This window comes from Sporomusa malonica (assembly GCF_900176355.1).
Lineage (GTDB): Bacteria > Bacillota > Negativicutes > Sporomusales > Sporomusaceae > Sporomusa > Sporomusa malonica.
Map to the genome: position 1 here is coordinate 263,703 of NZ_FWXI01000005.1, position 12,585 is coordinate 276,287.

The 12,585-nt window shown below is 42.0% G+C and carries 15 protein-coding genes, 1 tRNA gene and 1 rRNA gene; 4 read left to right on the forward strand and 13 right to left on the reverse strand.

The features are described from left to right. Nucleotides 1–10 precede the first annotated feature (10 nt). The 11 genes from queA to B9A22_RS08085 all read right to left on the reverse strand — a co-directional run bounded on the left by queA (nt 11) and on the right by B9A22_RS08085 (nt 8,319). Nucleotides 11–1,030: a tRNA preQ1(34) S-adenosylmethionine ribosyltransferase-isomerase QueA gene (gene queA, locus B9A22_RS08035; RefSeq protein WP_084575194.1), complete on the reverse strand. Its 1,020-nt coding sequence runs from the start codon at nt 1,028–1,030 to the stop codon at nt 11–13. A gap of 19 nt (nt 1,031–1,049) precedes the next feature. Continuing rightward, complete coding sequence (locus B9A22_RS08040) at nt 1,050–2,411, reverse strand: SpoIID/LytB domain-containing protein (RefSeq protein ID WP_176215435.1); 1,362 nt, start codon at nt 2,409–2,411, stop codon at nt 1,050–1,052. A 16-nt stretch (nt 2,412–2,427) separates the two neighbouring features. After that, a complete protein-coding gene (locus B9A22_RS08045; protein WP_084575196.1) occupies nt 2,428–2,655 on the reverse strand; it encodes a DUF2905 domain-containing protein in 228 nt (75 codons plus the stop codon). Next, nucleotides 2,655–3,209 (reverse strand): epoxyqueuosine reductase QueH, encoded by a 555-nt coding sequence (locus B9A22_RS08050; RefSeq protein WP_084575197.1) that lies wholly within the window; start codon nt 3,207–3,209, stop codon nt 2,655–2,657. The genes B9A22_RS08045 and B9A22_RS08050 overlap by 1 nt, the downstream gene beginning before the upstream one ends. 10 nt (nt 3,210–3,219) lie before the next feature. After that, on the reverse strand, nt 3,220–4,242 hold the full coding sequence (ruvB, locus tag B9A22_RS08055) for a Holliday junction branch migration DNA helicase RuvB (protein WP_084575198.1): 1,023 nt from the start codon (nt 4,240–4,242) through the stop codon (nt 3,220–3,222). Between the two features lie 18 nt (nt 4,243–4,260). Then, nucleotides 4,261–4,884 carry a Holliday junction branch migration protein RuvA gene (gene ruvA, locus B9A22_RS08060; RefSeq protein ID WP_084575199.1) on the reverse strand — a complete coding sequence of 208 codons (624 nt, stop codon included), beginning with the start codon at nt 4,882–4,884 and terminating at the stop codon, nt 4,261–4,263. Beyond that, nucleotides 4,868–5,374, reverse strand: coding sequence for a crossover junction endodeoxyribonuclease RuvC (gene ruvC, locus B9A22_RS08065; protein ID WP_084575200.1), 507 nt, complete (start codon nt 5,372–5,374; stop codon nt 4,868–4,870). Before ruvC ends, ruvA begins: the two co-directional genes overlap by 17 nt. 85 nt (nt 5,375–5,459) lie before the next feature. Beyond that, complete coding sequence (locus B9A22_RS08070) at nt 5,460–6,065, reverse strand: BofC C-terminal domain-containing protein (RefSeq protein ID WP_084575201.1); 606 nt, start codon at nt 6,063–6,065, stop codon at nt 5,460–5,462. A gap of 112 nt (nt 6,066–6,177) precedes the next feature. Further along, nucleotides 6,178–6,915 carry a YebC/PmpR family DNA-binding transcriptional regulator gene (locus tag B9A22_RS08075; protein WP_084575202.1) on the reverse strand — a complete coding sequence of 246 codons (738 nt, stop codon included), beginning with the start codon at nt 6,913–6,915 and terminating at the stop codon, nt 6,178–6,180. A 91-nt stretch (nt 6,916–7,006) separates the two neighbouring features. Further along, nucleotides 7,007–7,252, reverse strand: coding sequence for a hypothetical protein (locus tag B9A22_RS08080; protein ID WP_084575203.1), 246 nt, complete (start codon nt 7,250–7,252; stop codon nt 7,007–7,009). A 434-nt stretch (nt 7,253–7,686) separates the two neighbouring features. After that, nucleotides 7,687–8,319: a class I SAM-dependent methyltransferase gene (locus B9A22_RS08085; RefSeq protein ID WP_217805907.1), complete on the reverse strand. Its 633-nt coding sequence runs from the start codon at nt 8,317–8,319 to the stop codon at nt 7,687–7,689. Nucleotides 8,320–8,668: 349 nt separating this feature from the next. Here B9A22_RS08085 and B9A22_RS08090 point away from each other — a divergent pair, with 349 nt between their 5' ends. The 4 genes from B9A22_RS08090 to B9A22_RS26550 all read left to right on the forward strand — a co-directional run bounded on the left by B9A22_RS08090 (nt 8,669) and on the right by B9A22_RS26550 (nt 11,852). Beyond that, the gene (locus B9A22_RS08090; RefSeq protein WP_084575204.1) at nt 8,669–9,385 is read left to right on the forward strand and encodes a helix-turn-helix transcriptional regulator; all 717 of its coding nucleotides are present in this window, start codon (nt 8,669–8,671) and stop codon (nt 9,383–9,385) included. A 112-nt stretch (nt 9,386–9,497) separates the two neighbouring features. Next, a complete protein-coding gene (locus B9A22_RS08095; RefSeq protein WP_084575205.1) occupies nt 9,498–10,673 on the forward strand; it encodes an MFS transporter in 1,176 nt (391 codons plus the stop codon). A 229-nt stretch (nt 10,674–10,902) separates the two neighbouring features. Continuing rightward, nucleotides 10,903–11,391: a CBO0543 family protein gene (locus B9A22_RS08100; RefSeq protein ID WP_084575206.1), complete on the forward strand. Its 489-nt coding sequence runs from the start codon at nt 10,903–10,905 to the stop codon at nt 11,389–11,391. 14 nt (nt 11,392–11,405) lie between these two features. Next, nucleotides 11,406–11,852, forward strand: coding sequence for a CBO0543 family protein (locus tag B9A22_RS26550; protein ID WP_371361026.1), 447 nt, complete (start codon nt 11,406–11,408; stop codon nt 11,850–11,852). Between the two features lie 184 nt (nt 11,853–12,036). On the opposite strand, the gene B9A22_RS08110 is transcribed toward B9A22_RS26550, so the two are convergent. Together B9A22_RS08110 and B9A22_RS08115 are read right to left on the reverse strand one after the other, a co-directional pair. Next, a tRNA-Ala gene (locus tag B9A22_RS08110) sits at nt 12,037–12,112 on the reverse strand. 203 nt (nt 12,113–12,315) lie between these two features. Beyond that, nucleotides 12,316–12,585 (reverse strand): 16S ribosomal RNA (locus tag B9A22_RS08115); the annotation flags it as partial.

A 12,585-nucleotide genomic window follows, 5' to 3' on the forward strand; every position in this document is an offset into this window, starting at 1 on the left:
AATCAAAAAATCAACTAATAAACATGGCATCACCAAAGCTAAAAAAACGGTAACGCTTATCTACCGCTTCCCTGTATGCATTAAATATATGTTCGCGACTAGACAATGCGCTAACCAACATGAGCAATGAGGATTTGGGAAGATGAAAATTGGTAATAAGTGCTTTGACAATTTTGAATTCATAGCCTGGATAAATAAATATCTCCGTCCAGCCGCTTTTAGCCTCCAATTGCCCACTAGTCCCTGCCGTCTCTAATGTACGTACCGCTGTGGTACCTACTGCAATAACCCGTTTGCCTGCTGCTATTGTTGCATTTACGATAGCAGCAGTTTCTTCAGGTACAGAATAATATTCCCGATGCATAATATGTTCTGTAATGGTTTCGGTGGCTACCGGCCGAAATGTCCCTAAACCGACATGCAGAGTAACAAAGGCTAGGTTGACACCCATACTCTCAATATTTTCCATGAGTTCACGGGTAAAGTGAAGCCCGGCTGTAGGGGCAGCAGCTGACCCCCGTTCCCGGGCATAGACAGTCTGATAGCGTTCCTTATCTGACAACTGAGCTTTGATATATGGCGGCAATGGGGTTTCCCCTAAAGTATCGAGGATTTCTTCAAATATGCCCTGATAATTGAATCGGACTCTACGGCCGCCGAAATCAGTAGTATCGATCACTTCACAGCGTAAAGTCTCACCAAATTCAATGACTGTACCTATCCTAGCCCGCTTTCCTGGCTTAACCAGCACTTCCCACTCATCTTTAGTTGTGCGGTTTAATAAAAATACTTCCAGTTTGCCGCCTGTTTCAGGCTTAACTCCGAACAATCTGGCTGGTATTACCCGGGTATCATTAAAAACCAGGGTATCCCCTGGTTGTAAAAATTGCGGCAGATTATAAAACTGCTTATGCTCAATAACACCTGTTTTTCGGTCAAGCATCAACAATCGAGATTGATCGCGCGGTTCTATCGGTTGCTGAGCAATTAGTTCTTCAGGCAAATAATAATCAAAATCTGAAACCAGCATGTAACTCCCTCGTTATGGCCTATAAATAGGCTTTTTTAATTTGTACGCTTTGGTAGTAGTGTTTCAATATATCCTTAAAATATTCGGTGTTCTCAGGCGGAGCCTTTTCCGCCATAGCTTTAGCTCCCCACTGGGACATGCCAACACCATGTCCCCAGCCAAATCCAGTAATAATGACAAAGTCAGTTGGTTCGCCATTAACAGGACGAATATCAAAGATTTGCTTGGTGGTTGATAACGATAGCATCCCCTGACGCGGCTGCATAATTCCTTTTCCGCTAGCGGCAAAAACAGGCATAGCAAATTCTTTAACCTCATTGGCGAGAGTATTAATGTCAAATAGTGTGCTTTTCAAATCCCACATACGTCTCAATTTTTCACCAGATACCTGGACGCTGCCGCTTGTTCCTATCAGACGGACATTCTTAACCCGACCTGATACACCACGATCAACGCTAACAACTGGCGGGGGACCAAGCGGTGATAATTCGATAGCCTGAAGGCTGCCAATATTATATCCAGCCTTACTAATGGCTTGGTTAACTTCAGCAATTGTCAGCTTTTTTTCCCATTTAAAATACTGGTTGTTTTGGTCGTAGTCAGCCACACCCCGAAGGTAGGGCTGCGATGATGACCAGACGTTTTCGCTGTTTTCAGTATACCCGCCTGAACTACTATGAAAGTAGGCTGTTATCAACTTATTATTATAGGTCAACACCAAACCACGTGTCGCATCTACTGCTTCAAGCGCTCTAGGGGCTTCGCTTTCCCTCCCGCCATACACTTGGCAGTCGGTAGTTGCACATACATCAAAGCCATCTGCTTTATGTTTATTGTAATTTGCTAAAGCATAGGTACGTGCAGCTACAGCCTGAGCTTTTACCGCTTCCAGTGCCCATTCAGGTGAAATTTCATTTTTAATTATTCCATATAGATACTGTTCAATCGGCAGTGTATTAACTACAGTCATACCGGATTTTCCAATTGTACTGCGAATGCTTATATCGCCTCGATACCGGCGTTTATTAACCTGGATATGCTGTTCAACATAAAACAAAAACTCATCTTTTTTAATAATAACGTCCACACCTGCAGCTGTTGTTGGTAGGCCGTTGATAGCAAATTCACCATTTTTAATAGTTATTGCTACTATATCCTTGGCACGGAAACTTCCCAATACCTTACCAGCTCCAGCGCTAACAAGATCAAAATTGGCATCTGCGGAAACCTGTACACTTTGCTGGTTAGTTAAAATCCCCACACGCAGGCTTGGTTCGAAAAATGACACGACTTCATCCGCATTAGACGGTTGGGCATATCCGCATAGTGGTAGGAATACAAGAACAAACAGCATTAACCATTTTAGCATATATTTATGCACTCGCATACCTCCGATGCTATTTTCTTGATATCAGGTTCAAAATTATTGTTAAAAGAATACTTAAGATAATAGACGTAACAATCGGGAAATGAAAACTAAAGTTGCTCCGCTCAATATGTATATCTCCAGGCAGACGGCCAAAATTAAAAATTTTCCCACCGAAATGGAATACGGCCCCAGCAATCAATAGGACTATACCAAATAGCATTAGTATCTTACCAAGCGAGTCAAAACTTCCAAACATCAGCTTTGCCCCTTGCGTGGTTTGTAATAACGGTCTTTCTCGCTAAACACACAGCCACAGTAAGGTTGACGATACATTTCAAGCTCTCGGCTAAGCAGAGCGCCTTCTTGCCAGCCTGGTCGGAAGTCTATATAGCAAAACTTGATTCCCTCGGCTTCGGCTGCCGCTTCAGCTGCTGCTTTTATCAAATCATGCTGCTGATAAGGACTGACTAACAGCGTAGTGCTAAAACAGTCAAAACCATGCTCTTTTGCATACCGAGCTGTTTGTCTCATTCGCATATCGTAGCAATTACGGCAACGCCCGCCAGGAGCATCTAACGCTTGCCGCAAAAATTCCTCAAGGGTATAGCTCTCATCGATGATTAGATTGTCCAAACCTATTTTTTCTGCAAAGGCTTTAAGTGTATCCAACCGTCTGACAAACTCTTTGTATGGGTGGATATTAGGGTTGTAAAAATACCCAGTTATCTCATACTGCGAATATTCTTCCTGCAGATGTTTCAGTGGAAATATAGAACAAGGGCCGCAACATACATGCAGCAGCATGCGCATAACAAGTCACCTACCAAAGTTTTTCTTGGTTTTTACCTTTATCTTCATAAGCAATATTGAGATGTGCGTAGGCTGCAGGGGTTGCTACCCGCCCACGCGGCGTTCTGGCAATAAACCCCATTTGCAGTAAAAATGGCTCATACACATCTTCAATTGTCTCTGTCTCTTCACTAATGGCTGCAGCCAACGTGTCAAGGCCTACCGGCCCGCCGTTAAACTTTTTAATAATGGCATTAAGCATACTCCTGTCGGTTTTATCCAGTCCGCGCTTGTCTACTTCTAAAAGCTCCAGCGCTTTATCGGCAATGGCATCAGTAATTACACCATCGCCAGTTACCTGGGCAAAATCCCGTACCCGCTTTAAAAGACGATTGGCGATTCTCGGCGTACCGCGTGAGCGTCTGGCAATCTCCACCGCTCCACGGGGCTCAATATCCACTTTCAGAATTTCGGCGGCTCTATTTACAATACATGTTAAATGCTCTGTCTCATAATATTCCAGACGACAGATTACTCCAAACCGGTCTCTAAGTGGCGCCGCCAATGCTCCTGCTTTGGTCGTTGCCCCAACAAGTGTAAACTTGGGCAGATCAAGACGAATCGAGCGGGCAGACGGCCCCTTACCAATAATAATGTCAAGCGCGTAGTCCTCCATTGCGGAATACAAGACTTCTTCTACTGCCCGGGACAGGCGGTGAATTTCGTCAATAAACAATAAGTCCTTTTCACCCAAATTAGTCAAAAGTGACGCTAAGTCACCAGGCCGCTCAATGGCCGGGCCTGATGTAATCCGGAAATTCACTCCAAGTTCATTGGCGACAATACCAGCTAATGTTGTTTTCCCCAATCCAGGCGGACCATATAACAATACATGGTCAAGCGCCTCTCCTCTGGCAAGCGCTGCCTGAACAAAGATAGAAAGATTACTTTTTACCTGTTCTTGTCCAATATATTCAACCAGGCGCCGCGGCCTCAGGCTATATTGCCACGAATCAACATCCTGCTCGCCTGGTTCTATAACGCGTTCTTCCAACAGTTCGATACCTCCCAGTTACCTCCGGCCAAATTCCTTTAAAGTAACCCTAATCAATTGCTCCAATGATAGTTCTGTATGTGTTTTGCCTTCACGTTCATATACTTTCTTAATGACCGGTGTTATCTCGGCATGGTTGTAACCTAGAGCTGTAAGCGCCTGCATGGCCTCCTGCAGGATATCGCCCTGCAGGCTCGTATCGGGTGATGGCTGCCCAGGAACACCTGCAGCAAACTCAGTGCTAACCCCGATTTTATCTTTTAACTCCAGAATTATTCTTTCAGCCGTTTTTTTGCCGATACCTGGTAATTTGGTCAGCATAACACTATTATTTGTACTGATCGCTGCCCTGAAATTTTGCGGCGTAATCGCTGATAAAACACCGGCAGCTACTTTCGGCCCAATACCCGATACAGAAATAAGGCTCAGAAAAAGTTCATACTCTTCCTGAGTATGAAATCCGTGCAGGGTTAACGCATCCTCACGCACATTGAGATATGTAAATAATGTTGCAGGTTGGCCTGTAGTTAATTTCTGCCTGGTTGAATTGGGGATAAATACCCTGTAGCCAATACCCTGCACATCTACAAAACAATAATCCGAAAACAGATGTGTAACTATTCCTTTAACATAACCTATCATTCGTTATCCTCACCCTGTTTATACTTCCGCAGTGTATGGTACAGATGGCCACCGCCAGCGCATCGGCGGCATCATCCGGATGCGGCTTGCTAGGTAAATTGAGCAGCCTTTGCGTCATATAGATAACCTGCTCTTTGGTTGCTTTACCATAGCCGGTTACTGCCTGTTTCACCTGTAATGGTGTAAATTCGGCAAGTTTGAGTTCATTCTGTGCTGCCGCCAGGAGTATTACACCTCTGGCTTGGCCTACGGCCATTACTGTACGCACGTTCTTATTCATAAACAACTGCTCAACGCCCATGATATCTGGCTTATACTGTTTAATCAGGAGATCTATCTCCTGGTGGATTTTTCTGAGCCGCATAGCGCCTTCCATATCAGGTGTAGTTTCAATGACGCCATAAGTAAGCGGTTTTAGTTTGCTCCCTTGTGTTTCGACTAATCCATAGCCACAGATAGCTGTGCCGGGGTCGATTCCTAATGCTATCATTTGTTGCCCCCTTTTCCCTGCTACATTCGACAACTTCACCTCGTATTCCTGTTAATTAAATGCAAAAAGAGAGGTTTCCCTCTCTTCAGCGAGCCTGCATTCCTTCTAATGTTTTTAAGAGTTCCTCTTTAGACTGCACAACCAGACCTTGATGCAACTCTTGCACGTCTTGCGGCATCAGACCATTAACCGAGATTTTTGTTACTTCCTTTACGATGGCTTTTGTTCCTGGTACTCCATAGAAAACAGCTACATAACCGTCTTTAATGCCAATAAACATATTGTTGGCATGCTCGCGGCATAAGCTATCCACCTTCAGCGTCATTTCAACTTCTTTGGTGTCAAACTTTTCAATAGACCAGCCAGAATAGATCTTTTGCACCTGATTAAAATTGAGACCTACCAAATTATCAGGCGGCTTAGTTCGAAATGTTTCTTCATCGTTGCACTTGGTGTAGATAATCTTTTGCACGACATTGGTATTTGCTGAAATCTTAATCTTCCCATCCTGTTTAACAACCTCGCTCTCTTGCTGAGGGACAGGCCGCTTGACTTCATCATTTGAATGAAAACTATAATATCCAATACCAGACAATAGTAAAATTAGACCACCGATTACTACAGGCCTCAATTTAGCAAACAGTTTGTTCTGATGTAGCGAGAAAAGTTTTGCAATAAATTTAGATAACATACAGACAACACTCCTTTCTTTAGTGTCGCCAATATTTTTACCAAATTATACAAAAAATATACACTAACACCCTAGTAATAATCAATAAAATAAAGCAGGCCGGAGCCTGCTGCTAATCTTCCATATCTTCAGGAATGTCAAAGTTGGTGTACACTTCCTGGATGTCATCATGATCTTCCAAGGCCTCCAGCAGCTTCATCATTTTTACTGACTCATCACCTGCTAGACTGGCTGTAGTTTCCGGCACCATAGTAATCCGGGCAAACACTGTTTTTATATTATTTTTTTCTAATGCTTCCTGTACTTTCTCAAAATCATCAGGCGCAGTAGTTATTTCAAACTGGTCGTCAGCTGCTTCAAAATCTTCTGCACCAGCATCAAGCGTCATGAGCATTAATTCCTCTTCATCTATCCCGTCTTGTTCAACAATAAATACACCCTTTTGTTTGAACATCCAGGAAACACAGCCGGATTCACCTAGATTGCCGCCGTATTTTGAAAATAAATGCCTTACATCGGCAGCCGTCCGGTTACGGTTATCAGTCATGGCTTCGACCATGATAGCAACACCGCCAGGGCCATAACCATCGTACTTTATTTCTTCATAACTGCTGCCCTCAAGCGCTCCCGCGCCTTTTTGAATTGCCCGTTGGATATTCTCTTTAGGTACATTATTCTCTCTCGCTTTTTGCAGCGCTAACTTTAAGCGCATGTTACCGGACGGGTCAGAGCCGCCCATTCTTACTGCAATTGTAATCTCGCGGCTAATCTTGGTAGTAACCTTGCCGCGTATGGCATCCATTTTGCCTTTTTTGTGTTTAATATTGGCCCATTTTGAATGTCCCGACATCGTAATACTCCTCTCAGACTATGAATCGCCAATATTGTAACATATCTAGTAAGGAGTTGGCAAAGTGCAATTTTACAAAAGTTTGCATTCACTAAATTCTTGTCATTATCTTCTTCGAAAAAATATCAGGTATTTTATTAACCGAGGCATTATTAATACTCTCGCCTTCAATCCTTAATGTGATACCCTGATTGCACTTACCCGAACAATGGTGCTCTTCAATTTCTATGAATCCGTCAATATTGTTGTTTTTAAACAGGTCCCGTAACACTGTTATTATTCCATATGATTCACATAATTGGCAGCCGTTACCGAAAGGAACAACAACTTTTACCACAATATCACTCCCAATGCTCGCTTAAATCCATTCAATAGTAACATCTATTATACCTTAACACCGCTGGTGAAATATTTCACTTTTTAGATTATATTATATCAATTTGATTTATTTTACCCTAAAACCACTTAGTCCGCAATGGGCTATGCTTCCACATAATATTACAGTGGAAGTACAAGTACTGTTCCCCCCTTATCCTGATAGCTTTAGCCGTCTATACTTTTTGTGCTATTACGGCAATCCAATCTCCACCAACCTTATATTCTTCCCCAGTTAGACTATTCCATATATGTGCAATCTTAAAACCATTATTGGTTAATACTTCTGATATCGTTTGTAATGAATAATCATGAAACCACATATGGTATCTTTTCCATTCCCCATCTTCACGAATAATCGTATACTGATCTACCCATGTATCATATTCTGGATAATCAAATCCCTGTTCTAATACAATATGTTTTCCTGAATGCCAAAAACCGCCATCTATTCTTTAATCCCTCACGCTTTCTTAATTCACGGGTAGAAACATCAAAAATGAATAAACCGTCTGTTTTCAATGCTTTATGAATAATTCTAAGTAACCGGTCTCGTTCTTCATTAGGAAAGGTACAGATTTCTCCATATACTTGCAAAACGCTATCAAACATTCCATCATAGTTAATATCAAAAAAGCTTCCTTGAATATATTCGATCTTCAGTCCTTGTTCTTTGGCTTTTCTCTGCGCATATTCTATTGACCTTTTTGATAGATCAATACCGGTCATATTTATACCAAATTGACAGAACCTGTTACTATATAACCCTGGACCACATCCCAGGTCTAATACTGTGTCACCTTGTTTTAACAAAGAATTTTTTATAAGATAATTAACTGTTTTCTTGATAGTTGCTAGTTTTCGGCTTGCACCGTCAAATTCAGGATTCAAATGCGCAGCAAGCAAGCTCTTAGAAATATAAGGATCATCCCAAAATAAAAACATATCTTTTTCAAATAAGGTCGGTCTTTTAATCGAATCAGCCATACATTCAAATAATGTTTGAAAATGTTTCTCTATTTTTGCCATTGCAGTATCCTCACAATTCAAAATGCTATTGACCATTTGTTGTGGTCACTGTCGCCCTCACCTGTTGAGGGCAGCAACCCCAAAAGCATCGTAATTTATCTCCACGCTAATCGCTCAGTATTTATATTTATTATTAATATCATACCTATTTCCTCATCAGAAAACTAGCCTTTAATTATTCTAGCTAAACATTATCTTAATCTGTCAGATCTACACTTCTACCCAGCATCAAAATTATTAAAAGGAATGGTTGTCACAAATTGACTAACCGCTATATACTAAATTTAGTACTAGTGAGTTTTTAGGCTCGTTCAAAGCGAGGTTAGTTAAAATAACGGGGTGAAAACTAATGCGGCAGGTTAACTCTACATTTGCAGAAAAAATGCATTTTATTGATATTGAGCATACTCATGTCCATTCTTTCGGGCATTTAGTCCTGCCATTACAAGGTACTCTAAACCTGAAAACGAGGCAGCGGTCGTTAATTGTTGACTATCAGCATATTCTTTTCTTGCCTCCGGAATGTGAGCATAGCTATTATTCCAAAGAACGAAATGAATTTTTAGTATTTTATATTCCGTATACTATGCTTTCACATAACTGTGCTGACGAAGTGAAGTATTTAGAGTTAGATGCCCGTTGGCGTGCATTACGTTTTCTGATGCTGAGCGAATGCCAAAACAAAAAAACGAATACGATAGCAATGAATCAACTACTCTATTATTCTTTTCAATTGATCCAGCAAAACCAGGAGTATCCATCAATTCGTTATCTTCAGGAGAACTATCATACCAGTATTCCGCTCAAAACATTAGCTATCTTGGAACATTATAACATTAGCTATTATAGCCAGTGGTTTCAGAAAAAAATGGGGGTTAGTGTGCAGGTATACCTGCAAAAGCTAAGGCTGCAGGAAGCCAAACGATTACTCCGGGAAACGAACTATAGTATTTTAGCCATTGCCCAACAAGTTGGGTATGAGCATCAAGCATCATTAACCAGAATCTTTAAGCAGTCTGAAGGCATGACTCCCAGTGCTTATCGCAATAGTTCCATAAATAAGTAAAAATAATCTTGAATACGGTCAAAAGTACCCTCTTTATCGTGGCTATAATGAAGTGAGGCTGATGCCTTACTTTTTTTTATTTCACAATTTTGATTAGAAAGGAGAATCTGGAGTGTTTAAGCATAGTCAGTTGCTAGTATTGAGCATCTCTGTTTTTTTGCTTATGTTAGGGGACGGAATGGTATTGGCTTTATTGCCAAAAACAGTGATCTCTTTGACCAACTCAAACTTATATGTTGGGTACTTGGCGTCCACCTATGCGTTGGCTCAGGTTATGTCACAACTTCCTATAGGGATGCTTTCTGACCGATGGGGTCCCAAATTTTTTGTACTGCTTGGGTATGTTCTAAGCTTCATCGCAGGATTATTATTTTACTTCACAAATGACGTGAACTTGATATTTTGGGGAAGAGTGTTGCAGGGAATTGCCGAGGCACCATTACTAAGCTTAGCACCAGCTTTATTATCAGTCCGCTATTCTGCAGATAAGGGGAAAGCGATTGGCATATATAATGCTTCCATTTACCTCGGGCTTACAGCAGGACCATTCCTCAGAGTAGTGCTACTCCAAGGGTGGTCTGATCATCAAATATTTCTACTTTATGCCGTATTGTGCCTCATTGGAGCTATCATCATTTGTTGTAGCATGAGAAACCAATTGGAAAGACAAAGTACTGTAAAAGAGACTATGAATATCAACAGCTGCTTAACTCTAATGAAAAACCCACAGACTTTGGCTGTGCTTTGGGGTATTACGTTATACGGAGCAGGATTTGGTATATTTATGACTCTTATTCCTGCCTTTTTGCTTACTCTAAAAGGCTATAATCAATCCTATATTAATATATTTTTTTCACTATTTTATGTTGCAATTAGCCTTGCTCAAATAACAATTGGCTGGCTGTCTGACAGATTAGGGCGTCTATTGTTTATGGTGCTTGGTATGTTAATCGCAGCAACAGGAACCGCTATATCCATCTACTTTGACCATCTTGCACTCACCGTTATTTTATGCTTTTCCAGTTTTGGTTTAGGAGCTTATTACCTTGCTTCTATGGCTTTTTTAAATGAAAAAGTACCTGCAAACTTTAAAGGCGCTATTTCAGGAATCTATTATGTTTTCTGGGGAATAGGTATGTTTTGGGGGCCTTTGATGTTAACTGGTTACATACAAGCCAACAGCTATCAAGCTGGCTTTCAGATGTTTTCAGTGATACTGATGGTACAAGTTGTTTTACTATCCATTGCCAAACCTTATCAGACTCAAGCAACGAAGGATATGCAATAAACATAAAGAAAACACGGCTGCGCCGAGCCTCTGGCGAAAGCGGAAGCCGATGTTGCCCTTATCCAGGCGGAAAGTTATATACGTGTTTCTTAATGTCTCCCGACTCTAGTTTGACACGGCCTAAAAATGGTAACTATAAAGAGGACGATAATAAATAGCTTCTCGGTTTGCAATCATGTGATAGTCTGTTGTAAACAATACAGGAGGAGATTCTTCAGGTGGAAGCATTATGAGCAAGGAATATTGGGTTATCCTCGCGCTGGCCATCGCCAGCATTTTGCTATTGACGGTTTTTGGCCGCAGGGACAAGCCACGGGAAAGCTTGCTCCTTTTGCTAATGGCTCAAACAGTGACCTGGCCAGCCACTATTCTCCTGGTTTTTGCGGGGAAAATCGAAAGTCCCATACGTTTGTTTCCGAATGCCACCGACAGTAATTTTATATTGGCTTTTGTTTTCCTCCCGACGGTATACGTTGCGTATTATTGGCATTATCCCCGGAACAAGAGCCGTATTGTCCAAATCGCACATACTCTGGCGTTTGCGGGAATCGGCACCTTAATCCATGTCGCTGTACAAAAATATACTAACTTATTGGTCTATATCGCATTTTCGGGATACAAGCTGTGGTTGATGGGTATCGTATCGAATTACGTATTACGTATCTATGCCGATTGGTACTTTGAAAAATTGGCGAAAGCGAGGTCGAGTAATTCATGATGAACTTGGAAGGCATGATTTTGAACGCCGCGGTCGTAGTTTCGTTAATATCTCTTGCCTTCACCCCGAGAGACAAGGTGCTGCAGATGCAGTTTATCCTTCTTTTCGTACAGCTTCCCACTTGGTTGCTCGGCCTGTCGGCGGTGGAGATGGGGCTTTTGGAGTATCCTTACCGGGAGTTAGCTAGTGTTAACAGGACCAGTTTTATATTCGAATATTTGGCTTTGCCAGTAGTGTGCGTCCATTTGAATAATCACTATCCTTGGCACGCGTCTGCACCGATGAAAGCGGCATATTTCGCGGGTGTAAGCCTACTTTTGACCGGAACGGAGGTTGTCTTGGAGCGATATACTATGCTGATCAATTATACTGGGTGGGAGTGGTACTGGACCTGGATCAGTGTAATATTTATCTTTTGTCTAACGCAGAAGACGGTGGCATGGTTTTTTAGCTACCGATAATACTTTATCGAGTAAATCGTATACCTCTGGAAATCAGGAAAAAGCATAAATTATCCGCAATGTAGGTGTGTGAAAGATGGGTAAACGTGCAAACGTAGAAGGCTTTATCTATTCATTTATTCTCCAGTTGCTACATTTAAAATAAAAAGCCTTTGCAGTTAAACCTGCAAAGGCTTGATTTTTCTGGTGGAGATAAGCGGGATCGAACCGCTGACCTCTTGAATGCCATTCAAGCGCTCTCCCAGCTGAGCTATATCCCCATGTTATTGTTTATGAAGCAGTGTTGGTAACTTGCATTCCCTCAAAACCAAACAATGTAAGTGTAATGCATCTGCCAAGATGTACCGACCTAGAATTGAGCTCGCTTAAATGATGTTCTTCGCTTTCGCTCAGAACTAAGCGATTCGCACAGGTTTCCGCGTCGCTTTCGCTCCTAAAAACCTGGCTCTCTGCTTATCCCTAGAAAGGAGGTGATCCAGCCGCACCTTCCGATACGGCTACCTTGTTACGACTTCACCCCAATCATTGACCCCACCTTAGACGGCTAGTTCCATCGCAGGTTACCCCACCGGCTTCGGGTGTTGCCAACTTTCGTGGTGTGACGGGCGGTGTGTACAAGGCCCGGGAACGTATTCACCGCAGTATGCTGACCTGCGATTACTAGCGATTCCGACTTCACGGAGGCGAGTTGCAGCCTCCGATCCGAACTGAGAGCTTGTTTATGCGTTTCGCT